The sequence below is a fragment of the Corynebacterium glucuronolyticum DSM 44120 genome (assembly GCF_030440595.1).
GTDB lineage: Bacteria > Actinomycetota > Actinomycetes > Mycobacteriales > Mycobacteriaceae > Corynebacterium > Corynebacterium glucuronolyticum.
Genome location: NZ_CP047452.1, coordinates 878,589 through 900,382 on the forward strand (window position 1 = coordinate 878,589; position 21,794 = coordinate 900,382).

At 57.6% G+C, this 21,794-nt stretch carries 24 protein-coding genes and 1 tRNA gene; 18 read left to right on the forward strand and 7 right to left on the reverse strand.

Going from position 1 to position 21,794, the window contains the following annotated elements; genetic code table 11:
- Positions 1-201 precede the first annotated feature (201 nt).
- From CGLUCO_RS04145 to CGLUCO_RS04165, 5 genes are all read left to right on the forward strand, one after another.
- Positions 202-1,833 carry an ICP22 family protein gene (locus CGLUCO_RS04145; protein ID WP_231286144.1) on the forward strand — a complete coding sequence of 544 codons (1,632 nt, stop codon included), beginning with the start codon at positions 202-204 and terminating at the stop codon, positions 1,831-1,833.
- A complete protein-coding gene (gene purN / locus CGLUCO_RS04150; protein ID WP_081446548.1) occupies positions 1,730-2,320 on the forward strand; it encodes a phosphoribosylglycinamide formyltransferase in 591 nt (196 codons plus the stop codon). Before CGLUCO_RS04145 ends, purN begins: the two co-directional genes overlap by 104 nt.
- Positions 2,310-3,860, forward strand: coding sequence for a bifunctional phosphoribosylaminoimidazolecarboxamide formyltransferase/IMP cyclohydrolase (gene purH, locus CGLUCO_RS04155; RefSeq protein WP_084035924.1), 1,551 nt, complete (start codon positions 2,310-2,312; stop codon positions 3,858-3,860). Before purN ends, purH begins: the two co-directional genes overlap by 11 nt.
- A 242-nt stretch (positions 3,861-4,102) precedes the next feature.
- Entirely contained in the window at positions 4,103-5,599 is a 1,497-nt protein-coding gene (locus CGLUCO_RS04160; RefSeq protein WP_084035922.1) for a multicopper oxidase family protein, read from the forward strand.
- A 71-nt stretch (positions 5,600-5,670) separates the two neighbouring features.
- Positions 5,671-6,522: an HpcH/HpaI aldolase/citrate lyase family protein gene (locus CGLUCO_RS04165; RefSeq protein WP_005391764.1), complete on the forward strand. Its 852-nt coding sequence runs from the start codon at positions 5,671-5,673 to the stop codon at positions 6,520-6,522.
- Between the two features lie 487 nt (positions 6,523-7,009).
- On the opposite strand, the gene rpsR is transcribed toward CGLUCO_RS04165, so the two are convergent.
- The 4 genes from rpsR to rpmB are packed head-to-tail and all read right to left on the reverse strand — an operon-like array spanning position 7,010 to position 7,993.
- Positions 7,010-7,258, reverse strand: a complete 249-nt coding sequence (gene rpsR / locus CGLUCO_RS04170; RefSeq protein ID WP_005391768.1) for a 30S ribosomal protein S18 — start codon at positions 7,256-7,258, stop codon at positions 7,010-7,012.
- 18 nt (positions 7,259-7,276) lie between these two features.
- Positions 7,277-7,582: a 30S ribosomal protein S14 gene (gene rpsN / locus CGLUCO_RS04175; protein WP_005391770.1), complete on the reverse strand. Its 306-nt coding sequence runs from the start codon at positions 7,580-7,582 to the stop codon at positions 7,277-7,279.
- A gap of 3 nt (positions 7,583-7,585) precedes the next feature.
- Positions 7,586-7,750 (reverse strand): 50S ribosomal protein L33, encoded by a 165-nt coding sequence (rpmG, locus tag CGLUCO_RS04180; RefSeq protein WP_005391772.1) that lies wholly within the window; start codon positions 7,748-7,750, stop codon positions 7,586-7,588.
- A 6-nt stretch (positions 7,751-7,756) separates the two neighbouring features.
- The gene (gene rpmB / locus CGLUCO_RS04185; protein WP_005391774.1) at positions 7,757-7,993 is read right to left on the reverse strand and encodes a 50S ribosomal protein L28; all 237 of its coding nucleotides are present in this window, start codon (positions 7,991-7,993) and stop codon (positions 7,757-7,759) included.
- A gap of 572 nt (positions 7,994-8,565) precedes the next feature.
- On the opposite strand from rpmB, the gene CGLUCO_RS04190 reads away from it, so the two are divergent.
- The 6 genes from CGLUCO_RS04190 to CGLUCO_RS04215 all read left to right on the forward strand — a co-directional run bounded on the left by CGLUCO_RS04190 (position 8,566) and on the right by CGLUCO_RS04215 (position 13,282).
- Positions 8,566-8,841, forward strand: coding sequence for a type B 50S ribosomal protein L31 (locus CGLUCO_RS04190; protein ID WP_005395796.1), 276 nt, complete (start codon positions 8,566-8,568; stop codon positions 8,839-8,841).
- Complete coding sequence (gene rpmF, locus CGLUCO_RS04195) at positions 8,841-9,014, forward strand: 50S ribosomal protein L32 (RefSeq protein ID WP_005391778.1); 174 nt, start codon at positions 8,841-8,843, stop codon at positions 9,012-9,014. Before CGLUCO_RS04190 ends, rpmF begins: the two co-directional genes overlap by 1 nt.
- 360 nt (positions 9,015-9,374) lie before the next feature.
- Entirely contained in the window at positions 9,375-10,067 is a 693-nt protein-coding gene (locus CGLUCO_RS04200; RefSeq protein ID WP_005391779.1) for a response regulator transcription factor, read from the forward strand.
- Positions 10,064-11,563, forward strand: coding sequence for a HAMP domain-containing sensor histidine kinase (locus CGLUCO_RS04205; RefSeq protein WP_239171075.1), 1,500 nt, complete (start codon positions 10,064-10,066; stop codon positions 11,561-11,563). Before CGLUCO_RS04200 ends, CGLUCO_RS04205 begins: the two co-directional genes overlap by 4 nt.
- A 14-nt stretch (positions 11,564-11,577) precedes the next feature.
- Positions 11,578-12,729 carry a trypsin-like peptidase domain-containing protein gene (locus tag CGLUCO_RS04210; protein WP_005391783.1) on the forward strand — a complete coding sequence of 384 codons (1,152 nt, stop codon included), beginning with the start codon at positions 11,578-11,580 and terminating at the stop codon, positions 12,727-12,729.
- Between the two features lie 10 nt (positions 12,730-12,739).
- Positions 12,740-13,282, forward strand: a complete 543-nt coding sequence (locus tag CGLUCO_RS04215; protein WP_005391785.1) for a MogA/MoaB family molybdenum cofactor biosynthesis protein — start codon at positions 12,740-12,742, stop codon at positions 13,280-13,282.
- A gap of 149 nt (positions 13,283-13,431) precedes the next feature.
- Here the strand turns inward: CGLUCO_RS04215 and CGLUCO_RS04220 are convergent, their stop codons facing one another.
- The 3 genes from CGLUCO_RS04220 to CGLUCO_RS04230 all read right to left on the reverse strand — a co-directional run bounded on the left by CGLUCO_RS04220 (position 13,432) and on the right by CGLUCO_RS04230 (position 15,869).
- Positions 13,432-14,010: an SAF domain-containing protein gene (locus CGLUCO_RS04220; RefSeq protein ID WP_084035920.1), complete on the reverse strand. Its 579-nt coding sequence runs from the start codon at positions 14,008-14,010 to the stop codon at positions 13,432-13,434.
- A gap of 486 nt (positions 14,011-14,496) precedes the next feature.
- A complete protein-coding gene (locus CGLUCO_RS04225) occupies positions 14,497-15,306 on the reverse strand; it encodes a hypothetical protein (RefSeq protein WP_005391787.1) in 810 nt (269 codons plus the stop codon).
- 14 nt (positions 15,307-15,320) lie between these two features.
- The gene (locus CGLUCO_RS04230) at positions 15,321-15,869 is read right to left on the reverse strand and encodes a 5-formyltetrahydrofolate cyclo-ligase (RefSeq protein ID WP_005391788.1); all 549 of its coding nucleotides are present in this window, start codon (positions 15,867-15,869) and stop codon (positions 15,321-15,323) included.
- Between the two features lie 71 nt (positions 15,870-15,940).
- On the opposite strand from CGLUCO_RS04230, the gene CGLUCO_RS04235 reads away from it, so the two are divergent.
- The 7 genes from CGLUCO_RS04235 to CGLUCO_RS04265 all read left to right on the forward strand — a co-directional run bounded on the left by CGLUCO_RS04235 (position 15,941) and on the right by CGLUCO_RS04265 (position 21,790).
- A complete protein-coding gene (locus CGLUCO_RS04235; RefSeq protein ID WP_005395802.1) occupies positions 15,941-16,840 on the forward strand; it encodes a UTP--glucose-1-phosphate uridylyltransferase in 900 nt (299 codons plus the stop codon).
- Between the two features lie 59 nt (positions 16,841-16,899).
- Positions 16,900-18,174 (forward strand): molybdotransferase-like divisome protein Glp, encoded by a 1,275-nt coding sequence (gene glp / locus CGLUCO_RS04240; RefSeq protein ID WP_084035918.1) that lies wholly within the window; start codon positions 16,900-16,902, stop codon positions 18,172-18,174.
- Positions 18,175-18,176: 2 nt separating this feature from the next.
- Positions 18,177-18,842, forward strand: coding sequence for a GNAT family N-acetyltransferase (locus CGLUCO_RS04245; protein WP_084035916.1), 666 nt, complete (start codon positions 18,177-18,179; stop codon positions 18,840-18,842).
- 99 nt (positions 18,843-18,941) lie between these two features.
- Entirely contained in the window at positions 18,942-20,018 is a 1,077-nt protein-coding gene (sepX, locus tag CGLUCO_RS04250) for a divisome protein SepX/GlpR (RefSeq protein WP_198481433.1), read from the forward strand.
- A 60-nt stretch (positions 20,019-20,078) separates the two neighbouring features.
- Positions 20,079-20,151 (forward strand) — tRNA-Ala (locus CGLUCO_RS04255).
- A gap of 567 nt (positions 20,152-20,718) precedes the next feature.
- Complete coding sequence (locus tag CGLUCO_RS04260; RefSeq protein WP_005391797.1) at positions 20,719-21,126, forward strand: DoxX family protein; 408 nt, start codon at positions 20,719-20,721, stop codon at positions 21,124-21,126.
- The gene (locus CGLUCO_RS04265; RefSeq protein WP_084035914.1) at positions 21,119-21,790 is read left to right on the forward strand and encodes a zf-HC2 domain-containing protein; all 672 of its coding nucleotides are present in this window, start codon (positions 21,119-21,121) and stop codon (positions 21,788-21,790) included. The genes CGLUCO_RS04260 and CGLUCO_RS04265 overlap by 8 nt, the downstream gene beginning before the upstream one ends.
- Positions 21,791-21,794 lie beyond the last annotated feature (4 nt).

Sequence of the window (21,794 nt, forward strand, 5' to 3'; positions counted from 1 at the left end):
CGTCCAGGTGGTTCGTCTCGTCCTGGGCGGCGGCCCTCGTCGGTGAATGTTGACCCGTCAACCATAGGTGTTACCGGATCTGGGCACGCTCGCACGCGTCGGCTTGTCATGCCGTTCATCGTTTCTAATGTGATAATAATCACAATTTCGGTTGCGATTTCACTTGCGTCTCTCCTTTTCACATCAACCACTCTTGTTGCTTTGCCGGGTTCCGTCGCACAGGCCTTCCTTGTGATCAACGGTGGTGCAATTGCGGGCAGCGGGCAGGTGATTAGCGCGGTGCCCCTCCTGCCTGCCTTGTGTGTCTGGCTGCTCACCGCGAAGACGACCTACAGCCTTGTAAAGATGAAAGCCTCCATCAGGGATTTGGGGATTATTCTCACTGTCGCCGTGGGTATTCCTTTGCTACTTACGCTGACCGCAACTGCCATGCTCTGGAGTGCGTCAATGGTGTTCGCTATGGGGATTCCTCCCATCGCCACTTTTGGCAGAGTCGTCGTTCTCCATGGCTCGGCTGTGCTTGTGGGTATGGGGCCACGCCTGTGGGGTGCGCTCGCCCGTCGATACTCTGTGCCGGAGGCCTGGGTGAGTGCGGCTTATGCGGCTCTCAAACTTCTCGGACTGTGGCTAGTGGCAGGTTTCGTCCTCGTTGTCGCCATGACCATGGTGCGGTGGCAGGTCGTTGGGCACCCCCTCGTCGCTATTGGCTACGTTCCAAATGCTGCCATCGGTGGAGCCGCTGTTGTCTTGGGCGCCGACTTCCGCGTTGGGGAGAGCTGGGTCTCTCTGTTCTCGGCGCATCCAGGAATTCTGCCCCCCGTGCAATGGCTAGTGGCCATGCCCGAAGAAGTGCACCCAGCTGCAGGATTCCTCATGGTGGTCGCATTTCTCATTGCCCTGTTTGTACTCAAAAATATGCCAGAATACGGCCTCGCGGTCGCTCCGTTTACGGCGATAGGGATGGGAATTCTGCTCTATTTATCCAGTGGCCAGGTTGGTGTACTGGGATATGTCGGGAGTACGTGGTGGCTTGCGGTGCTCCTCGCTGCTGTCTATCCCGCTGCGATTGGCTTGGGTGGAGTTGTTTTGCGCGTCCTCGGGGGTAAAAATGCACGCTCCGGTGTGGATGCATCCGCAGAAGCCCCAGAAACGACACCGGAGAGTAGTTCCCCTGCCGATGCCTCCAGTGGTCGCGCTGGAGATCCGAGCGCAACACGTGTGGCTGACTCCGGCGATGGGGCTGATACTGACCCGGGCCCGCACGACGGTGTTCGCGATGGTGTTGAAGATGCAGTCGACGATGCCGCTGCTGATGAGTCTGAACATGTGGGTTCGGAAGACGTGCCATCCGATGACCCCTCTGGCTCCCCATTGAATGCAGAGGACAAGGCATCTGCCGAGGACACTGTTGTCGCGGGGAGCAGTGCTGACACAGACATCCGCACCGCTACCGTCGGCGAAGGAGATATCGCCGAAGGCGGCAGCAGCTCCAGCACACCCGATCGCCGTTCCGGCGAGGGGCACGGGGACCGGGGTCACGAGCAGGACAGCGATGCTGATGAAAAAGAATCGGACACGGGTGGTACACCCGCTCGTGGGCAAGAAAGTTCCGAAGCCGGCGACCGTGGGGGACAATGGGATGAGACATCAGAAATCGAGCAGGGAAAGGTCACCGAAGACGATGATGCGAATATCCCACACGCTGCCGTCGATCCCCACGGAATTGGGGATGAACAACGCAGTTCAGACAGCCCCCGAGAAAAAAATGCGGGTGGTAGTTCTCGCCTCTGGGTCGGGGACACTTCTCCAAGCGATGATGGATCGGGACAGTAGGGTCTACGAAATTGTCGCTGTGATCACGGACCGGCCCTGCGTTGCTAACGAGCGCGCGCGGGCTGAATCTGTCCCCACCCAGGTGGTTGAGTTCACCCCCGGCGACCGGGACCAGTGGAATCGCGATTTTCGGGATGCTGTTGCTGCATATACGCCGGATGTTGTCGTGTCCGCTGGACTGATGCGCATCGTCTCGGAGGATTTCCTTGCTGGCTTCGATGTCGTTTTGAATACCCATCCTGCGCTCTTGCCAGCTTTCAAAGGCGCTCATGCAGTGTGTGATGCCTTGGACTACGGAGTGGCGGTAACGGGTTCCACGGTGCACAAAATGGATGCCGGGATGGATACCGGTCCGATTGTTGCGCAGTGGCCGGTGCTCATTAAGGAGGATGACGATGAGGACTCTTTGCATGAGCGAATTAAGATAGTTGAACGTCAATTAATCGTGAAAGTGCTCGAGGAAGGCTTGTGGCGTAATGGGCAGTAAAGATCAAAAGATTTCGATTAAGCGGGCACTCATTAGTGTGTTCGATAAAGAGGGCCTCGACGAGCTCGCACAAGGGCTGCACGAGGCGGGGGTTGACATTGTTTCCACAGGTTCGACGGCGAAAGTTATCCGCGATGCGGGTGTCCCGGTGACCGATGTCAGCGAGATTACGGGGTTTCCGGAATGTCTCGATGGCCGCGTGAAGACGCTGCATCCCGTCGTACACGCCGGCATCCTCGCCGATACGCATGTGCCAGCACATATGCAGCAGTTGGAAGAACTCGGCATCGAGGGGTTCCAGCTCGTCGTTGTGAACCTGTACCCGTTTGAGCAGACGGTGGCTTCGGGTGCAGGGTATGCGGATTGCGTCGAAAAGATCGACATCGGAGGACCCTCTATGGTTCGTGGTGCGGCTAAGAACCACGGTTCCGTTGCCGTTGTTGTTGATTCCGCCGACTATGGTAGAGCTGCGGAGGCCGCGAAGAACGGCGGGTTCACCTACGCAGAGCGGCAGGAGCTCGCGCTCAAAGCATTCAGCCACACCGCTGCCTACGATGCACACGTTTCTCAGTGGTTCGCTGAGCAGCTGGGTGCAGAGGCTGGTGAGAGTGGCACGGTGCGGGCATTGCGGTACGGTGAGAATCCGCATCAAAAGGCTACGGTGCGCATAACCGGTGAGGGGCTTGCAGCCGCGCAGCAGTTCGGCGGCAAGGAGATGAGCTTTAACAACTACCGCGATGCGGATGCCGCGTGGGCCGCAGCGTGGGACCATAAAGATCCGTGTGTTGCCATTATCAAGCACACCAACCCGTGTGGCATTGCCGTTTCTCACACCTCGCTTGCCGATGCACACAAGAAGGCGCATGCCTGTGACCCGATGAGTGCGTACGGTGGAGTGATCGCTGTGAACCGCCAGGTGAGCATGGAGATGGCGCAGCAGGTGCGGCCAATTTTCACCGAAGTGATCATCGCGCCGTCCTACGAGCCCGCCGCGCTGGAGCTGCTGCAGGAGAAGAAGAACTTGCGTATATTGCAGTGCGACGAGCCGCATCGCGGTGGCACCCAGCAGATGTTCATCTCTGGTGGTGTCCTAGAGCAAGATCGAGATGTGCTGCAGGCCGAGGGTGATGATCCCAAGAACTGGAAGCTCGTTGCCGGTGAGCCCGCGACAGCAGAGGTCCTGGCAGACCTGGAATTCGCCTGGCGCAGTATCCGCTGTGTGAAATCCAACGCGATTCTCATCGCTAACCAGGGCGCCACTGTGGGCGTGGGAATGGGACAGGTCAACCGTGTGGATTCCGCAAAACTTGCGGTTGAGCGCGCGAACACGCTCGCAAATGGGACGAACCGCACCGCAGGCGCTGTCGCCGCCTCTGATGCCTTCTTCCCCTTCGCTGACGGTTTCGAGATCCTCGCTCAGGCTGGGGTCCAGGCTGTGGTTCAGCCTGGTGGCTCCATTCGTGACGAGGAAGTCATCGAGGCTGCAAAGAAGGCCGGCGTGACCATGTATCTCACGGGGACTCGTCACTTCCTGCACTAACCGCCCGGGTACCGGCCTGGATAGTGAAGGCTAGTGCTGTGCAGTTGAGTGCTGTGCAATCCGCCCAAGCCTGGTGAGTGTGCGTAAACCGCCTACCACGACTGTGGTAGGCGGCTTGTCATTTGCGGGGTGGATAGGGGAGAGGAGCTCGACTGGCTGGAGATACGCGACTCACTCAGAATGGTTGGGTGGGGCCCGACGGCTTTTTGAAAGTGCAGCCCTATCAAACTAAAGTTTGATGAATGATTACCCGACGCTCATTCCTTACCTTGTCAGCCGGGACCGCTGCTGTGGCAGCTACTGGTTCCGTTCTCAGTGCTTGTTCACCGGGTGCCCCCACACCGGAGAGCTTCAACCGCGAACTGCCCATCCCGCCGACAGCCGATTCAGAGGTCATCGATGGGGTGCGCGTTTTCCACCTCACTGCTCAGGAGGGGACATCGGAGATTGTACCGGGGAAGCAGACAACGACGTGGGGTTTCAACGGTCCTCATTTCGGCCCGACGGTGGTTGCCAGCCGTGGTGAGCGCGTCCGGTTGGAATTTGAAAACCGACTGGATGAGATGACCACCATGCACATCCACGGGATGAAGCTCCCGGCGATCATGGACGGTGGCCCGCACAGCCCGATCGAGCCGGGGGAGACCTGGACGACGGAGTTCACGATCGACCAGCCGGCAGCGACGGTGTGGTACCACCCGCATCCACACGAAGCGACGGGGCTCCACGCTTATCGTGGCCTCGCTGGCGGTTTCGTGATCACCGACGAGGATATGCCGGACATCCCCGCTGACTATGGCGTTGACGATATTCCGCTCATTCTGCAGGATCACCGCTTCAACGAGGATGGCTCTTTTGACGAGACTGACCTGCCTGACCTTGGGCTCCTCGGGGACACCCCAAACGTGAATGGGTGCACGAATCCGGTGTTCCATGCCACCACGTCTCAGGTTCGGTTCCGCCTGGTCAATGGGTCGAACATGCGATTCCACAACCTTGCGCTGTCTGACGATCGCCCATTCACCGTCGCCGCCACAGACACGGGATTCCTTCCCCATCCGGTGGAGGTCAAACGCCTTCCCATCGGTCCGGGGGAACGCTTCGAAATCATCGTTGATCTGGAACAAGGGGAAGAGATCTTCCTCCGCTCCGTTGGTTTTCCACACCGGCTGGGGCTGCCGAAGGACGATTCCGTTCCAGACTTCGGTGTGGAGGACACCTACTATCTTCTCCGCATCGTCGGGCCGCAGGACGCACAACCGCTGCGGGACATTCCTGATCGGCTTGTCGACGCCGAGGATGTGGTTCCCGAGACTGGTTTCCAGCGGTCTTTCGCACTCAACACCTTCGAGATCAATGGGAAGCGAATGGACATGCAACGCGTGGACTTCGTTATCGACCATGACACGCCGGAACAGTGGACGGTGACGAATGAGAACAGCGACTGGATTCACAACTTCCATATCCACGATGCCTCCTTCATGGTGCTCGATGCGCCGGATACTGATGAAGTGTGGACACAGGGCTGGAAGGATACGGTGACGATCCCGCCGGAGACAACGGTCACCCTCGCCGTCACCTTCGGCAACTACCCGGATCCCGCCTGGCCGTACATGTACCATTGTCACATGCTTTACCACGAGGACAATGGCATGATGGGGCAGTTTGTCATTACGGAGCCTGGAGGAGTCCCGGCGGCGAGTATCGGGGCGGGGGCTGAGCGCAGCCACCACCACTAGGAGGAGACCGTAGGCGGGAAGCGACGGTGGGAAAAGCGTCGACAAGCGTGCTAGCCGGGTACGATGAACCCATGAACAATGAGAACATCATCCTCGGACCAGCCATCATGTTCGTGCCGTGTAACCGCCCCGAGCGGTTTGCCAAAGGAATCACTAGGGCAGACATGATCATTCTTGATTTGGAGGATGGTGCCGGGGCAGAACACGATGCACAGGCGCGGGAGGAAGCGCGACAGAATCTCATCAATTCCCACCTCGATCCTGCACGCGTTATCGTGCGCATCAACGGCCCGGAGGCTCCGGGGTTCCTCGAGGATCTGGAAGCATATAAGCAGACCGAGTACGGGCCACTCATCGTGCCGATGCTGCGGGACGGAATCCCCCCTGAGGTCGAGGGGCTGCCGATCATCGCGCTGATCGAGACACCACAGGCTCTCGTCCATGTAAACGAGATCGCTGCCCACCCGGATGTCATCGGGTTGTATTGGGGTGCCGAGGATCTGACGATGGAGCTTGGTGGCACGCACTCGCGTTACCAAGATGATGAAACGATGCGACCGACACACCTGTACCGCGACACCATTCAGGTTGCCCGCACAATGGTTCACGTCGCTGCCGCTGCCCACGGGAAGTTCAGTATTGACGCGTCCTTCGCCGACTTCTCCGACCCGGAGGGGCAGTACCGTGAGGCTGTCGATGCGGCGCGCATCGGCTTCGCTGCGACGGCGACGATCCACCCCGCACAGACGGAGCCTGTGCGCCGGGCCTATTTGCCGGACGAGGAGACGTTGACGTGGGCCCGTCGGGTGGTAGCGGAGTCCTATAACCACCCCGGCCCCTTTAAACTCGATGGGCAGATGTGTGATGCCCCACTTATCAAACAGGCTTTCCGCATCGCCCGCAGAGCCGGTGACGAGGTCTAGAACGATCCCAGCGTTTCCCAACGCACTCTGCGATTACCAACGCCCTCAACACTTCCCTACACTCCGAACGCCTCCAGGTAGACCTCTGCCAAATAAGAGAGTCCTTCAGCGGTAAAAGAAGGAAGCGACCTTCATTGAAGAGCTCACCTGCGGGTGTTTCCGCATCTCGGAAAATACATGGACATGCACAAGTCATGTCGGTGCGACGAAATCCGGACGGGTGAACGAGAACGAGAAAGAGCTGTTGTGGTGCGCGCTTGAACTTGTCACCGAAAACAGGCATCGGAACAACGAAAGATTAAAAGTATCGAAGCCTGATGCCATGCGAAGCTGGATGCCTATACGAAACTGAACGTTCATCCTGAAGCTGAACGCTCAGCAGCCAGGTTAGGGGAATCGGAAACCAAAAATCCAGTTGTTGTTCGGGATGCAAAAACCCACCAGGAAAACCTGGTGGGTATTTTTAAGCTGTTATCTCCTCGGCCGCTTACCGGCTGGTGAACGGCAGGAGAGCCATCTCACGGGCATTCTTGACCGCGGTAGCAACCTGACGCTGCTGACGCGGGGTGAGCCCGGTGACGCGGCGAGAACGGATCTTGCCACGATCGGAAATGAACTGACGGAGCGTGTTCAGATCCTTGTAATCAACCTTCTCAATGCCTGCGGCCTTGAGCGGGTTCTTCTTGGGGCGGCGGGACTGCTCGATGCGCGCCCTCTTTGCGTTATTGCGCTTCATTTACAATCTCCCTAGAAATTACCAGCTGGACTTACGAACACCGGGAAGCTCACCGCGGTGAGCCATCTCACGCATGCGAACGCGAGACAGACCGAACTTGCGGAGGTAGCCACGCGGACGACCATCGTGGGAGTCGCGGTTGCGAACACGCACGGGGCTGGCGTCACGGGGCTGACGGTTCAGTTCGAACTGAGCGTCGAGACGCTCGTCGTCAGTGGAATTCGGGTTCTTGATGATCTTCTTGAGCTCAGCGCGACGCTCCGCGTAACGGGCGACGATCTCTTTACGCTGCTCATTCTTGGCAATCTTGGACTTCTTAGCCATGAATTATCGCTCCTCGCGGAAATCGACGTGCTTGCGGACGACCGGATCGTACTTCTTGATGGTGATGCGATCCGGGTTGTTGCGCTTGTTCTTACGGGTGACGTAGGTGTAACCAGTGCCAGCCGTAGACTTCAGCTTGATGATCGGACGAATATCGTTACGTGCCATAAGAACTTAGACCCTTTCCCCGCGAGCGCGGATACGGGCAACGACGGCTTCGATACCGTCGCGGTCGATGACCTTGAGGCCCTTGGTGGACACGTTCAGCGTGATGGTCCGGCCCTCAGAGGGCAGGTAGAACTTACGACGCTGAATATTGGGGTTCCAACGGCGGTTGGTGCGCCGGTGGGAGTGCGAGACAGACTTGCCAAAACCTGGCTTGCGTCCCGTTACCTGGCAAATTGCCGACATGGACTTTCTTTCTCCTAACCGCCCACATCGTGACAAACGCGCACGAAACCGCACCTTTAAAGGTCGGTGTGCTGCGATAAGCCGGTCGACGAGGGCGTAAACGTATACTTTTGACAACAGCAAGCGACTACCTTACACGGGAGCCCCGAATTTTCCTAATTCCCAGGCGAAAGGTAGCGAATCGAGTTCGTTTCTCTGTAGGTGACTCTAACAGAGCGTGCGTACAGGCGCGCGTCAAGGTGATAAAGCGGTAGTGCAGTGACGCAGTGATGGAGTAATAAGGTATACGCAACGCGGGAACGGGAACCGTAGGATGCGAGAAAACCGTGGGGGAGGCGTCGACAAGCCTGAAACTTTACGTCCTGGCGGGGGAGTAGCGTGCGCGGGCAGTTACCGGGGTTTGGCTTTATTGTCTCTGGCGTGTACTATGCCAAAGGTTGCTCGATGTGCTCCCCTGCGGGCGCTGAGAACACTGTAAGAAATAAGTACCCAACTCAGGCACGACCCGTTTCGCTCATGGCGAGTGCACGACGGGGACGACCTGAAGTCTCAATCCTGAGGGAACTAATTTTATGAAGAAAGATATCCACCCTGATTACCACCCCGTGGTATTCCAGGACGCGGGTACAGGACACAAGTTCCTGACCCGTTCCACCGTGAAGAGCGATCGCACGGTTGAATGGGAAGATGGCAACGAGTACCCGCTCATTGTTGTTGATGTGACCAGCGAGTCCCACCCCTTCTGGACCGGTGCACAGCGTCTCATGGACACTGCTGGCCGCGTCGAGAAGTTCCAGCGTCGCTTCGGCGGCATGGCTCGCCGTAAGAAGAAGGGAGCGACGAAGTAATGGCAGTCCCAAAGTTTCGTAAGTCCCGCGCGAACACGCGTATGCGTCGTTCGCAGTGGAAGGCTCACAACGCCGACCTGCAGGCTGTGAAGATTGACGGCCGCGAGGTTCTCATTCCTCGTCGCCTGGTCAAGGCAGCCAAGCTTGGTCTCGTAGACGTCGAGCAGTTCTAACGTAACCTGACGTGCCGCATCCTCCGGATCGTGGCACGAGAGGAAAAGATGCTTCGGAACAATCCGGAGCATGCTAAGAACGGCATCCTGGAATCTTTCCAGGATGCCGTTTTTCGTGCTATCCGGGGGGACATCCGGTATTGCCAATGTCGGACAACCTTCCTTCACCTGTCGTAGCGTGCCGTTTTTGGGGGTATGCTTTGACGTTACACAGGCGTAACTTAGCTGGTAATTACCTAGCTCACCTCGAAGAAGTCTGGAGCTGGCATGATAGTCACCTGGGGGCAAACTGGAGTGAGGTCTAAAAGGAGCTTCCTTAATGGTATTATTCTTAGAAAGACCGCATTTTAGAGGGAAGAAATGAAGATACTTGTTGCTGATGATGAACAAGCGGTGCGAGAATCGCTTCGACGGTCGTTGACCTTCAACGGGTACGAGGTAGTCCTGGCTGAAGATGGTGCTCAGGCTGTCGAACTCATCGAAAAGGAACAGCCGACGCTCGTCATCCTTGATGTGATGATGCCGCAGATGGACGGACTTGAAGTGTGTCGCACTTTGAGGAGCACCGGCGATGACCGCCCCATTCTCCTCCTCACCGCACGCGATGGTGTTTCTGACCGCGTTGCTGGCTTGGATGCTGGTGCTGATGATTACCTTCCCAAGCCGTTCGCGTTGGAAGAGCTTCTAGCGCGCGTGCGCAGTCTTTTCCGCCGTTCAATTACTGAATCTCAGGCTCCTGAGCAGCCCAAAGAATTGGAATTTGAGGATTTGGTGCTCAACCCCGATACGCGCGACGTCACGCGAGGTGGGAAGCCAATTAGCCTCACTCGGACGGAGTTTGCTCTTCTCGAATACCTGATGCGCAACCCGCGGAAGGTGCTTTCCCGCTCTGACATCCTGGAAGAGGTGTGGGGTTACAACTTCCCCACGTCGGGTAACGCTCTCGAGGTGTACATCGGCTATTTGCGCAAGAAGACGGAAGCCAACGGTGAATCCCGCCTCATCCACACCGTTCGCGGTGTTGGCTACGTGCTGCGAGAGACGGCGCCGTGATCTTGCGCCGTGGAGTGGCGCGTCAACGTTCCGAGTGGGGCCGTAGAGCTCCTTTACGCTGGCAGCTTTCCCTAGTCACCGCCCTCATGGTGGCTGTAGCTGTTGGACTCATGACAGTGGTGACGTACTGGGTGGTTTCTACTGCCCTCACCCGTAACGTCGATGTAGCCATGAAGGAAAAGGCGGAATCGCTCATCAGTGAGACTGTTGATCCCGCCTTCCTCTTGGACCCCGCTGCCGAGGTGACCGCTTTCAAGAGCTACAACCCTGACACGCGGGCAATGGTGTACATTCCCGGTTCGCCCAACCCCGTTGGCGATTCGATCCAGCTTGTTTCCGAGATCCCCGTTGTTCAGGGCGGCCAGGAGCTGAGTATTCGGAACGCCGGCGAGGAGCGAGTGCTTGCGCTGCACGGAAACACGGGCGCAACGGTTGTTCTTGCACAGGATATGGCAACAACCCATCGCATCATCAACAACCTGGGAATGGTGCTGCTACTGATTGCAATTGCGGGCGTGCTCATGGCAATCGCTACCGGAATTGTTGTGGCCTCCACGGGTCTACGGCCGATCGCTCGGCTGCAGCAAGCAGTGAACTATGTTGCCCGTACCGACGAGCTGCGTCCCATGGCCGTCGTCGGAAGTGATGAAATCGCCCAGTTGACGCGATCCTTCAACGACATGCTCGCTGCTTTGCAGGCTTCCCGCAATAGACAGACGGAGTTGGTTGCCGACGCAGGTCACGAGCTGAAGACTCCGTTGACTTCTCTACGCACCAACGTCGAATTGCTCATGATGGTGAGCAAACAGAAGAATGCGATGATCTCCGACGAAGATCGTGAGGCTATCGAAAAGGACGTTGTCGCTCAGATTCAGGAAATGTCCACCCTTATCGGTGATCTCGTTGACCTGGCTCGAGAGGACGGTAGCCGAGAATTCGTGGCTGAAGATGTTGACCTCATGGAGGTTATGGACACGTCTCTGGAGCGTGTGAAGCGTCGCCGTCCCGATGTGTCGTTTGCATTCAACCCGTACCCGTGGAAGCTCAAAGGCGATCCCTTTGCTCTCGGGCGCGCCACGCTAAACCTCATGGACAACGCGGCAAAGTGGTCGCCCCGCAACGGCACAGTAAGAATCAATATGAAGCCAGTCGAATCCGGAATGATTCAACTTACATTCGCGGACTCAGGGCCCGGCATCCCGCTGGCTGATCGAGACAAAATTTTCGAGCGTTTCTATCGTTCAGCAGAGGCCCGGTCTATGCCCGGCTCTGGCCTCGGGCTAGCAATTGTGAAAAGTGTGATTAACAGGCATAACGGCACGATCACCGTCGGCGATTCGGACGACGGCGGGAACCTCATGACTGTCATTTTGCCCGGAACTGCTGGGAATCTCCCCGCAGATGACGAGGACCGAGCTACCCGTTCACAGCAAGATGGCAGCAGAAGTGATTTCCTTACACAGCTCTGGCAACGGAGAAAATACAGGACAACGTAATAAGATCGTTCACTATGACATACGGTGAATCTATGTGGAACGCTCCACAGCCGAACGACGCTCGTGACGCCGTGGAAGTTAGTGAACAAGAATCGTCTAAACAACCCCGGAAAGTGGGACTGCCGGCCGCCCTGGCGTTAATGCTCGTCGGAGCTGTAGCCGCTGGTTCCATTACCGGGGTTGCAGTTTCCTCGATGCAAAATGCTCAGGAGGAGACGACTTTTTCCCAGGAAGCCCCGGTAAATACCGACCCCGCCCCGGCCGGATCTGTCGAAGCCGTGTCAGCCAAGGTTCTCCCCTCCGTCGTTTCCATTCGTGTTCTCTCGGACAGTGCTCTTGGTGAAGGTTCCGGGTCAATTATCAGCAGCGACGGTCTCGTTCTGACTAATAATCACGTCGCCGGAGAGAACTCCCGTGAGATTGAAGTGACCCTGAACAACGGGGAGCGCCATCCCGCGGACTTTGTCGCGGGCGACGCGTCTACCGATGTGGCGCTTATCCGAGTCCGCGATGTTCACGGGCTGCCAGCTATTGAACTCGGCAATTCGGATTCCCTCGCAGTGGGACAGCAGGTGGTTGCGGTTGGCTCTCCGCTTGGCCTATCTGCAACGGTCACTACCGGTATTATTTCTGCCCTGCAGCGTCCGGTGCGTGCGGCTGGCGGGGAGGCTGGTCAGTCTTCGCTTATCGACGCTATCCAGACCGACGCTGCTATCAACCCCGGCAACTCCGGTGGTCCGCTCGTAGACATGGATGGTCGGCTTATCGGTATGAACTCGGTCATCGCCTCGCTGTCCTCGGGCTCCAGCCAGACGGGTTCTATCGGCCTCGGTTTTGCAATCCCGGTGAACAACCTCAAGCGGTACACTGATCAGCTTCTTAATTCCGGCGTGGTAACGCATCCCATGCTCGGTGTGAAGCTCGCCGTGAACTCCCGTTTCGATGGTGCACTAGTCGCAGGGGTCGATCCCTCGGGTGCCGCAGCAGGTGTGGATCTTAACCCCGGTGACCTCATTACGCGCATTAATGACAGGCGCATCGACTCCGCAGATTCACTGATCGCGGCCGTCCGTTCGGAGGACTTCGGATCAACGGTGACGTTGGAGGTGACGGATCCGGATACGGAGAAGACGCGAACGGTAGAGGTAACTCTCTCGAGCGAGTAAGTTTTTGGTTATGACCTTTTTCGACGACGTTGCCGAGCCGGATCTTGCGAGCCTGCGCGCTGAGGAGGAAGCGAACCTCGAACCGACTCCTCATCGCGCCCTCGTCGTAAACATTCGTGATCGCAGCAACAAAAATTCCAAGCTCCTTGCCGAGCTTCTGCACGAGGGTGGATTCCACGTCGGAGGCTTAATTGAGGTAGAGTCCAAGCGATCCGCAATACGGCAGGCAATCGAGACCGCCGTTGTCGGTGGAGTCGATCTCGTTCTCACCGTCGGCGGTGTCGGGGTTGGCCCACGCGATAAAACCCCTGAAGCAACGCAGCCGTTGCTGGATATGGAGATCCCCGGCATCGCCCAGGCCATTCGCGCCTCGGGGATCGCCTGCGGGGCACTCGATGCCGCGACATCGCGAGGGATTTCCGGGGTGTCAGGTTCGACGCTTATCGTGAATCTGGCGGCTTCCCGAAGTGCTATCCGCGACGGTGTAGCAACACTGCTCCCACTGTCGCATCATGTCGTTGGGCAACTTCAGGGATCCTCGGATGGCAACTAGGAGGAGTCGGCGCCGAATTTCCAAGAAATCCACGCACGATTATGACCGGGAGGCGGATCGCCCAACAGCTGGTCAACCTGCTCAGCCAGACAGAGTTGTCCAGCTTGACGACGATGCCTCCGCATCCCCCTCGGAATCCGATGGAACCTTTACTGAGGAGTTTTGGCGGGAACAGATGCCACCGCACTACGCACAACGACGGTGACAGGTCCATTCAGAGCGGCGCTGGCGACCGCCGGGGCCAGGTCGCTGTCCATCGCCACCAACACCGTATCTTTTCGTGGAAGGATAACGGTTGCTTTTTCGCACACAATAGATCCGTCCCCAGCAACAATCGTCACCGAATCCCCATGTTTGAGAAGCTCACTCGTAGCTGGGTCAGCGAGTCTGAGGGGGACGGAAGTAAGCCCGGCTGGTGTAATTCCTTCGCCCGTGTAGCTCGTTGATGTCAAAATCTGTCCCCGGCTGAGTGTCGTCACAGCAACGTTGCCATGGGCTGCGGTGTCATCCGTCACCGCATTGTCGGGGATGAGACTCTGTGGAACTGAGGTGCGCGAAAAATCGCTGGGTGCAAGCGTTTCACCCGCGGAAACAGTGCGACTGAGGGTGACCACTGTGGGATCTTTTCGTGTGAGAGAAAGAGTGGCAGCGAGGATAACAAGACTGACGGCAGCGATCCGGCGCAGCCACAGGCTGCGATGCCACCCCGGTGTGAGAAAGGCGTTCATGACTGTTAGACGTGCGAGCACCGTGCTTAGGTTCCGCGCAGTAGCCAACCGGATCGCTGGCCGAATGAGCTACGGCTCGCACGAACGACTCAAAGCCACTGGAGAGCCAGTGGAGGGGAACTTAGTGACGGGGGTTCGGGAGCGCGACGGATGAGAGAAAACCAGGGGTAAGAAAGTCGAGCTAAACGAGTAAGCGTAAGGAAACGGCATCCGTGTTGGTCCGTGGGTCTTTTAAGCCGGAGGAACTGTAACGCGTCCGTGGACTCCGGTCGTGTCTACGTACTACTGGATCTACGTACTACTGGATAGGGAACAGTGCACATTTGCCGAAACAAGGTCATGGGGTTCTTGGTCTTCCTGTGCGGGCCTCATGTATGTGGCACAGGGGACGATCATGACCACGCAGTGTATTAGACCGGCTGCCCGGTTGTGCAGCCTGCCGGTTGTGCAGCCTGCCGGTTGTGCAGCCTGCCTGTATTCCGCTTGCTAGTTGTGCAGCTTGGCTCCGCCCACGGTGAGGCAGACAACGAGCAGGAGTGCGATCCCGGCAAGACCGGCAAGGCCAGCCGCAGAGCCCGAACCGAAGCCACCGGTGAGGGGTAGTCGCTGGGTAACAGAGGCATCATAAGCGCCGTCCTGTGCAGACACGCCGTCTGCACAAAGCTGCAGGGAACTGCGGAGGGCCGCATCGTCGGATCCCTCAGTAACCTTTTGCATGCGGGAATTCAATGTGCCGATTGCTTTGCTGGCTACCTTGGCGCCGCGGTCACTCATCATTTGCAGCACTTGACCGTTAGAGGACAGCGTCGACTCCGCTAACGTTTTGTAAAGGTTGTCGGACTCGAGGAATTGGGAAGCCTGTGCCTGCGGGATAAGGAGGGTGGGAATCTGCTCCTCCGGGGCCGGGTACGAGGCGATGTTAAGTTCCTGCTGGTTCCACCCTGCAGCAGTTGCCGAGTTCTCTAGTTCCGTGAAGGCCTTTTGACCAGCATTGATGTCGTCGTCGGCGATCTCCTGCTCCTGCATCTGCAGGTCAGTTAGCCGATCAACGACATTGAAGTTCTTCCTCACACCGGACGGCAGATCATTCCTCAATCCAGTGCGGATATCGGAATTCATACGGACGACCGCGTCACTTTGATCCTTGAGAACGGACTGTGCCCCCGAGGAGTCGGTGATCTGGCAAACGGGTCCGAACTGCGGGTCGATTCCCACGTTTACATCGTAGGCGGAAGCGACCGGGGCACAAAGTGCGAGCGTCGCGGTTGCAAGGGCGGCAGTAAAAGAGAACTTCATAGCGTCATAGTGTACTAGTCAGTGATCACACAATCGCACTGTGCGTCGTGTGCCTCGTAGGGAACCTCGGGGAGGACCTCGTCGGAGTAAACGACAACGGCACGGGCAATCGTGGGGTTTGCGTCAAGTAGCCGGTCGTAGTAGCCACCGCCTTTTCCAAGTCTGTGCCCCTGGGTATCAACCCCCAGCGCGGGAACGATGATGAAATCGATTCCGGCCTCCTGCAGTGTTGAAAAAGGTTGGGTCGTGGGTTCCGGAATACGGTAGGCCCCTGGTGCCATGTGGTCGTCGTCGATGTACTCGGCCCACGCGAGCTGCCCCTGGGGGAGGGAGAGTGGCAGAAAAATTGTCAGTCCGGCATCTTTCAGAGCGGGGATGAGAAAGCGTCCTCCTGGTTCCCCCGAAGTGGGGTAGTAAGCGGACACGCGGGAAGCACCACGCCGCGTGATTTCCGCGACAACATTCTGTGCGAGCCGGGCATCGCGGATAGCTGCTGTTTCAGATTGGGAGCGTGTCTTTCGTTGCGCGAACAGGTGCTTCCTGTATTCAGCTTTGGTTTCCATGTCTCCACTCTAGACACGCAAACACTGACCTAGTGGACGTTTGGGGAGAGCGTATTAGTAGTGTATTGCTCATGACCCTATCCATTTCAGACCATAAGCATGCGGTGAAGACTGTCATCGTCCCTGCCGCAGGCATGGGTACGCGGTTCCTGCCGGCCACCAAAACCGTTCCTAAGGAGCTGCTTCCTGTCGTTGACACCCCCGGGATTGAACTCATTGCTGAGGAAGCAGCCGCGCTTGGAGCGTCACGCCTCGCTGTCGTAACCTCCCCGAACAAAAAGGAGGTTCTCGATCACTTCCGCCCGCACGAGGTTTTAGAGAAAACTCTCGAGGAGCGGGGCAAGGACGAGCAGCTCGCGAAGGTGCGTCGGGCACCGGAGATCATTGATGCAATTGCCGTTGAGCAAGATAAGCCATTGGGTCTCGGACACGCTGTGGCCTGCGCCGAGTCAGCATTGGACGATGATGAAGACGTTGTCGCCGTCATGCTTCCGGATGATCTTGTGCTTCCCACGGGTGTGATGGAAAAAATGGCTGAGGTTCGCGCCCGCTTCGGTGGATCGGTTCTCTGCGCGTTTGATGTCCCCAAGGAGGAGGTTTCCAACTATGGGGTCTTCGATGTAGAAGAGTGTCCGATGGATGACGTCGCCCGCGTGAAAACGATGGTGGAGAAGCCGTCCGTCGAGGATGCCCCCTCAACGCTTGCCGCCACTGGGCGCTACTTGTTGGATCGGAAAATTTTTGATGCACTCCGCAGGATTACCCCTGGTAAGGGAGGCGAGTTGCAGCTGACAGACGCGATCGAGCTGCTCATTGAGGAGGGGGAGCCGGTTCACGTCATCGTTCACCACGGAACGCGCCATGACCTCGGCAACCCAGGCGGTTACATCAAGGCCTGTGTGGACTTTGGTTTGCAGGATCCCGTGTACGGGCCGGGGATTCGTCGCTTTTTGGAGGATCTACTCGGGTAGAGTTTTGTCCCGTAGGGCATAAGTAGGAGATCGTGGCCACGTGGCCCGGAGGAGTTGTTATGCGATCGGTGAAGGCACACAAGGAAGTAACCCTGGCGAACGCGCTTGTGCCCGATCCCGTCCGCATGGCTATCACAGATGCCGGTGGTCTTCTCGCAGCCGAGGAGGTTCAAGCGGCACACCCGTTACCGGGATTTGCGATGGCTGCCATTGACGGTTACGCCGTTCGGTCGGTTGATGTTGGTGGCACGCGCGCGATTGTCGGAAACCACGGGGAGGACACACCTGAGGATCCCTCCAGCCGCGACGCTCGCCTGCCCGTTGTGGGTGAAATTCCGGCGGGTTCACAACAACCGATGCGTTTGCAGCCGAAACAGGCCATGCGTGTACATACCGGTGCTCCACTTCCCACGCTGGCAGATTCAGTTTTGCCGCTTTCCTGGTCAGACAAGGGAACGTCGTTCGTCCGCCCTCTCAAACCTGTGGCATCCGGAGAATTTGTACGGGGAGTTGGCGAGGACATTAATGAGGGCGATGTGGCTGTGAGCCCGGGGACGATCCTCGGCCCGGCACAGATCGGTTTGCTGGCTGCCGTCGGTCACTCGAAGGTGTTGGCGTATCCGCGTCCCCGAGTATCAGTGTTGTCTGTCGGCAAGGAACTGGTGGACATTGACCGCGTTCCCGGGCGTGGACAGGTGTACGACATCAATTCCTATGCTCTTGCTGCCGCCGCAAAGGACGCAGGGGCGGAGGTTCGTCGCGTGGGAATTGTTGAGGGGGAACCGCGACGCATCCGTGAGGTCATCGAGGGTGAGACGATCCGCAGCGAAATCATTCTCATTTCCGGGGCTGTTGGTGGTGCCGGTGCGACGCAAATTCAAGGAATCCTCTCTGAGCTAGGTGAGGTTGACACCACTCGAGTGGCGATGCACCCAGGTAGTGTTCAGGGGTTCGCTGTCTTGGGATCGGATGAAGTTCCTTGCTTCCTGTTGCCTTCAACACCTGTATCATCGTTGGTTATTTTTGAGGCCTTCGTTCACCCCATGATCCGCGCAGGCCTGGGGAAGCGGCCACTTGACCGGCGTCTCGTGAAAGCGCGAGCTCTTGGGCCCTTGCAATCCCGCGTCGGTCGGCGTGGCTTTATCCGTGCCCGACTTATGCGCGACGCGGAGACTCAGGATTACCTTGTTGAGGGGCTTTCCGGTGCGACAGGCTCTCCGGCCCACTTGCTCGCGGGGCTCGCGGAGGCGAATTCGTACATTGTGATCCCCGAGGAGCAACCCGATGTTCGCCCGGGCGACGTTGTCGATGTCATGTTTCTCTCTCAGGGCTAGCAATGATTGATCGGCTTGCCCATTTGCTTTTCGACGAACCGGAGTCTCACCCTGGATGGCCTGAGGCAACCCCGGTAGCTACGCTACCTTCGGGGATCAGTGTTCAGCTCCGCCCAACGGTCAAAGCTGATGGCAAGCTCTGGTCTGCTTTTCGACGAGAAGATGAGGACTCACTCCGAACGGTAGAGCCCACAGCTCTTGATTGGAAGACCGCGAACTCGGTCAGCGCGTGGAACACGAATTTCAAGTTCCTGTCGCACGAGGCCTACGCCGGTCGACTCGTGCCGCTCGCAGTCACCGTCAACCGCGCCTTTGCCGGTCAGCTTACTTTGGGTAATGTCCAAAGAGGAGCAGTCAGCGAAGCATGGATAGGCTACTGGGTGAGCTCCCGCTACCGGGGTATGGGGGTGGCCACGACAGCGGTCGCTCTCGGGGTTGACCACGCCTTCGCGCGGATGAAACTGCACAGATTGACCGCGACGTATCTTCCGGAAAATGAACCATCACGTGCAGTCCTGTCCCGAATTGGTTTCCAGCAGGAGGGATACCTGAGAGGGGCTTTGCATATCGACGGGCAGTGGAGAGATCACGTCATGGTGGCTCTCAACGAGGACGACTTTTCCACTCTCGCCATCAACAGACTGTGGCGGATGGGGCGAGTAGTTTAATTTTCCGCCTTTCCGCGTGGCATAACCCGCAGCTACCGGCGCGAAGCTTAAAATTCACATAGCGTAAAAATCGTCGTCTAGCTTGAAGGTGGAACCCACGTGTCCGGAAATCTTCCCATCGTGCTCATCGTAGTGATGTGGATTTTCGTCCTCGCGCCCCTGCTCCTTCGTGGGCAGAAGCCGATCAGGCGTACTAACAAAGCTCTTGAAGAGACCCGCGTGGTGTACGAGGGCGGTTCCGGGACAATCAACGTGCCGCGCCGTCGACCGCGTTTTACTAAGAGCGATATCCATCGCGAGGATGCGGAGGTGTCCGAGGATTACGAGCTTGTTGGTTCCTACGAGCTCGAAGACAACCTCGATGACGAAGAAGGAGCGTCGGCTTCGGAACAAAGCTCCGCTGACAACACTGAGGCTGAAGCAGTGCTGGATGGGGAAGTGCTCGCGGAATCGGGTGGAAGCGTCGCCGTGCGAGTGGATGCGTCGATGCTTGAGGACCTCACAGCAGCTGACAGTAGTGACACGAGCGAAATCGAAGAGAACAGTGTTGATCTCGGCGCGCCCAGCGAAAAAGAGCAGCGCGAGTGCGGAGACACATACGACCTCGACACGTCCTACACAGAACCCGCTGATTTGCTTTACCCCGGTGAGCCCGACACCGACGAGCTCGAGACTACTGAGGCTGCCGTTGCTGAAGATAACGATGCGGAATCACAGGAACTCAGTGCCGAAGAAATTGCCTTCGCCGAGCGTAGAAAAGGTCGCGGTGGATTTGACCCTCAGGCAGATGCCGAGGTCAGTCTCGACCGCTACGAGCGACGCAAGAGAACACTCCTTGCCCTAGTTGTTGCTTTGGTTGCGTCGATTCCCGTCGCGTTCCTTGTCGGGCGTTGGATGTGGATGCTCCCGGTACTCGTTGTCGCCACGATTGCGATGTATCTGTGGGCGCTACGTCAGCAGGTGAAGCAAGAAAATCGGGTTCGCGCTCGGCGAATCCGTAACCTCCGTCGCGCTCGCCTAGGAGTGAAGTTGGGGGCAGAAGAGGAGAAATCAATCCCCGCCCGCTTGCGCACGCCGGCCGGAATTGTGTTGGAGGTCGATGATCCGTCCCCAGATTTCGATGGGTCGCTGCCAGAAGTACAGTTCGTATCCTCGGAGCTGCAGCAAGCCGGATAAAGCGCCCCCCATTTTTGGAAATTGGTTGCGGGAGAGTATCGTTAGTCACCGTACCAATGAGGGGCCTTGGCGCAGTTGGTAGCGCGTCTCGTTCGCAATGAGAAGGTCGCGAGTTCGATTCTCGTAGGCTCCACGGTTGGCATTTCCCCAGGTGAGTGTTCGCCTGGGGATTTTGCGTATCTGATCGAGTGAACTCGTTCGTTCTCTTCACGCAGTGGGGGTTCATCCGTGCTGCTTAACGCCGGATTGGTGATCATTTTTTCTCCCCCTGTGGAGTCCAATAAAGGCAGCATTCGATGGCGGGGATGCGCACTGCGCCACGGTTACTTCGTAGCACTTATGTGACAATGGAATACAAAGTCTTAACCAGGGCTGGAATGAAAACCAGGATCAGGCTTACGAAACAGGGGCCCGGTTTAAAAGAACAGAACCCGGTTGAGAAAACCAGATCCCGACTGAAGAAAACGGAATCAGGCGTGAAGGCTCACGATGGGTGGAGTTCACGCTGCATCCACGATGCAGTGGCCAGAAACCGGGGTAGGGAGGGGGATTCGAGCAATGCGTGGGTTCCACAAGAGTTGCATTCACGTGTGTGAGTGAAACAGGTTTTGTGTCGTTGCTGAGCGCAGTACATACAGCTGGCGCGCGATGAAAGAGAGTATCTCATGCGACGAGTGGTAGGGAAGGTATCCTAAGTTTCATGGATCGTCCCTTCATTCGAGAAACTGCACTGTTGCTCCTTCGTTTGGTGCTGGGCGTAGTCTTCATTGCCCACGGGTGGGACAAGATGTTTATTACCGGGCCAATTGAGACCGCAGGCCAATTCTCCGCAATGGGCGTGCCAAATGCTCGATTTTCCGCCTACGCCGCCGGGATCGCCGAACTAGCCGGTGGTGGAATGCTCATTCTTGGGTTTTTAAGCACGATTGTCGCCGGAGTTCTCATCCTGTTGATGGGTGCCGCGATCTTCTTCGCACACTGGGGAAGCGGGTTCTTTGTCGGTCAGGGAGGGCCAGAATTCGTGATGGTCCTCATCGCCGCATTGATCATGATTGTCGTCTTTGGTGCGGGTCGAGTGAGCCTAGATCGGGTGTTCGCCGATGATTAGCTGCCAGGAAATTCAGCGAGCGATTTCGGCAAAGCTGGACAACGAGAAAGCGGACGTCGATGACACGATCATCGAAGCGCACCTCGAGGGGTGTGCGGACTGCCGAGCGTATCTAGAAAATGCTCGTTTGCTCAAGGCTGAGCTTTCGGTTACGGATGATGACGCACCTGACCTCACGGATCTTATCCTTGCTGGAGTTGGTCCAGAAGTGCGCCGAGCAGAAAGCCGTAGAGCGACCAGCCTCGCAATTGCGCGTACCTTGCTCGTCCTCCTTGGGATCGCCTACATCATCTGGGCAATCGCGACTCTCGTGGAGTCAACGCACCTCGTGACAGAGGGGATTTTCTCCGAAGATCCCCTCGTCTCAGGCATGATGGTCAACCTAGCGGCGGCCCGTGTAGCGCTCGGCTTTGGGCTACTTTTCGCATCCTGGAAGACAGAAGTAGCAACGGGAATGCTGCCTATCTTTGCCACACTGTGGACCTTCAGCTTTGGGTTTGCCGCACGAGACCTCATCGTGGGGACGCTTTCCAACGGCAATATCGTCGGTTTGCTGCTTCTCCTAGCAGCAACGCTCGTACTGGTCTGGACGTGGTTGTCCGGCTACGGCAGGTCGGCTGTGCGGAGAGCCTGGCAAGCTGCCAATGCCAGGCCAACGTTCTAATCAT

Bases quoted from the DNA above. Each gene is read 5' to 3' on its own strand.
- CGLUCO_RS04200 (WP_005391779.1), top strand. From the start codon at position 9,375: ATGAAGATACTTGTTGCTGATGATGAACAAGCGGTGCGAGAATCGCTT.
- rpsN (WP_005391770.1), bottom strand. From the start codon at position 7,582: ATGGCTAAGAAGTCCAAGATTGCCAAGAATGAGCAGCGTAAAGAGATC.
- CGLUCO_RS04225 (WP_005391787.1), bottom strand. From the start codon at position 15,306: ATGAAGTTCTCTTTTACTGCCGCCCTTGCAACCGCGACGCTCGCACTT.
- rpmG (WP_005391772.1), bottom strand. From the start codon at position 7,750: ATGGCACGTAACGATATTCGTCCGATCATCAAGCTGAAGTCTACGGCT.
- CGLUCO_RS04245 (WP_084035916.1), top strand. From the start codon at position 18,177: ATGATTGATCGGCTTGCCCATTTGCTTTTCGACGAACCGGAGTCTCAC.
- CGLUCO_RS04230 (WP_005391788.1), bottom strand. From the start codon at position 15,869: ATGGAAACCAAAGCTGAATACAGGAAGCACCTGTTCGCGCAACGAAAG.
- CGLUCO_RS04160 (WP_084035922.1), top strand. From the start codon at position 4,103: ATGATTACCCGACGCTCATTCCTTACCTTGTCAGCCGGGACCGCTGCT.
- purN (WP_081446548.1), top strand. From the start codon at position 1,730: ATGAACAACGCAGTTCAGACAGCCCCCGAGAAAAAAATGCGGGTGGTA.
- glp (WP_084035918.1), top strand. From the start codon at position 16,900: ATGCGATCGGTGAAGGCACACAAGGAAGTAACCCTGGCGAACGCGCTT.
- CGLUCO_RS04265 (WP_084035914.1), top strand. From the start codon at position 21,119: ATGATTAGCTGCCAGGAAATTCAGCGAGCGATTTCGGCAAAGCTGGAC.
- CGLUCO_RS04220 (WP_084035920.1), bottom strand. From the start codon at position 14,010: ATGAACGCCTTTCTCACACCGGGGTGGCATCGCAGCCTGTGGCTGCGC.
- CGLUCO_RS04190 (WP_005395796.1), top strand. From the start codon at position 8,566: ATGAAGAAAGATATCCACCCTGATTACCACCCCGTGGTATTCCAGGAC.
- CGLUCO_RS04235 (WP_005395802.1), top strand. From the start codon at position 15,941: ATGACCCTATCCATTTCAGACCATAAGCATGCGGTGAAGACTGTCATC.
- purH (WP_084035924.1), top strand. From the start codon at position 2,310: ATGGGCAGTAAAGATCAAAAGATTTCGATTAAGCGGGCACTCATTAGT.
- rpmB (WP_005391774.1), bottom strand. From the start codon at position 7,993: ATGTCGGCAATTTGCCAGGTAACGGGACGCAAGCCAGGTTTTGGCAAG.
- CGLUCO_RS04215 (WP_005391785.1), top strand. From the start codon at position 12,740: ATGACCTTTTTCGACGACGTTGCCGAGCCGGATCTTGCGAGCCTGCGC.
- CGLUCO_RS04260 (WP_005391797.1), top strand. From the start codon at position 20,719: ATGGATCGTCCCTTCATTCGAGAAACTGCACTGTTGCTCCTTCGTTTG.
- CGLUCO_RS04210 (WP_005391783.1), top strand. From the start codon at position 11,578: ATGACATACGGTGAATCTATGTGGAACGCTCCACAGCCGAACGACGCT.
- rpmF (WP_005391778.1), top strand. From the start codon at position 8,841: ATGGCAGTCCCAAAGTTTCGTAAGTCCCGCGCGAACACGCGTATGCGT.
- rpsR (WP_005391768.1), bottom strand. From the start codon at position 7,258: ATGAAGCGCAATAACGCAAAGAGGGCGCGCATCGAGCAGTCCCGCCGC.
- CGLUCO_RS04165 (WP_005391764.1), top strand. From the start codon at position 5,671: ATGAACAATGAGAACATCATCCTCGGACCAGCCATCATGTTCGTGCCG.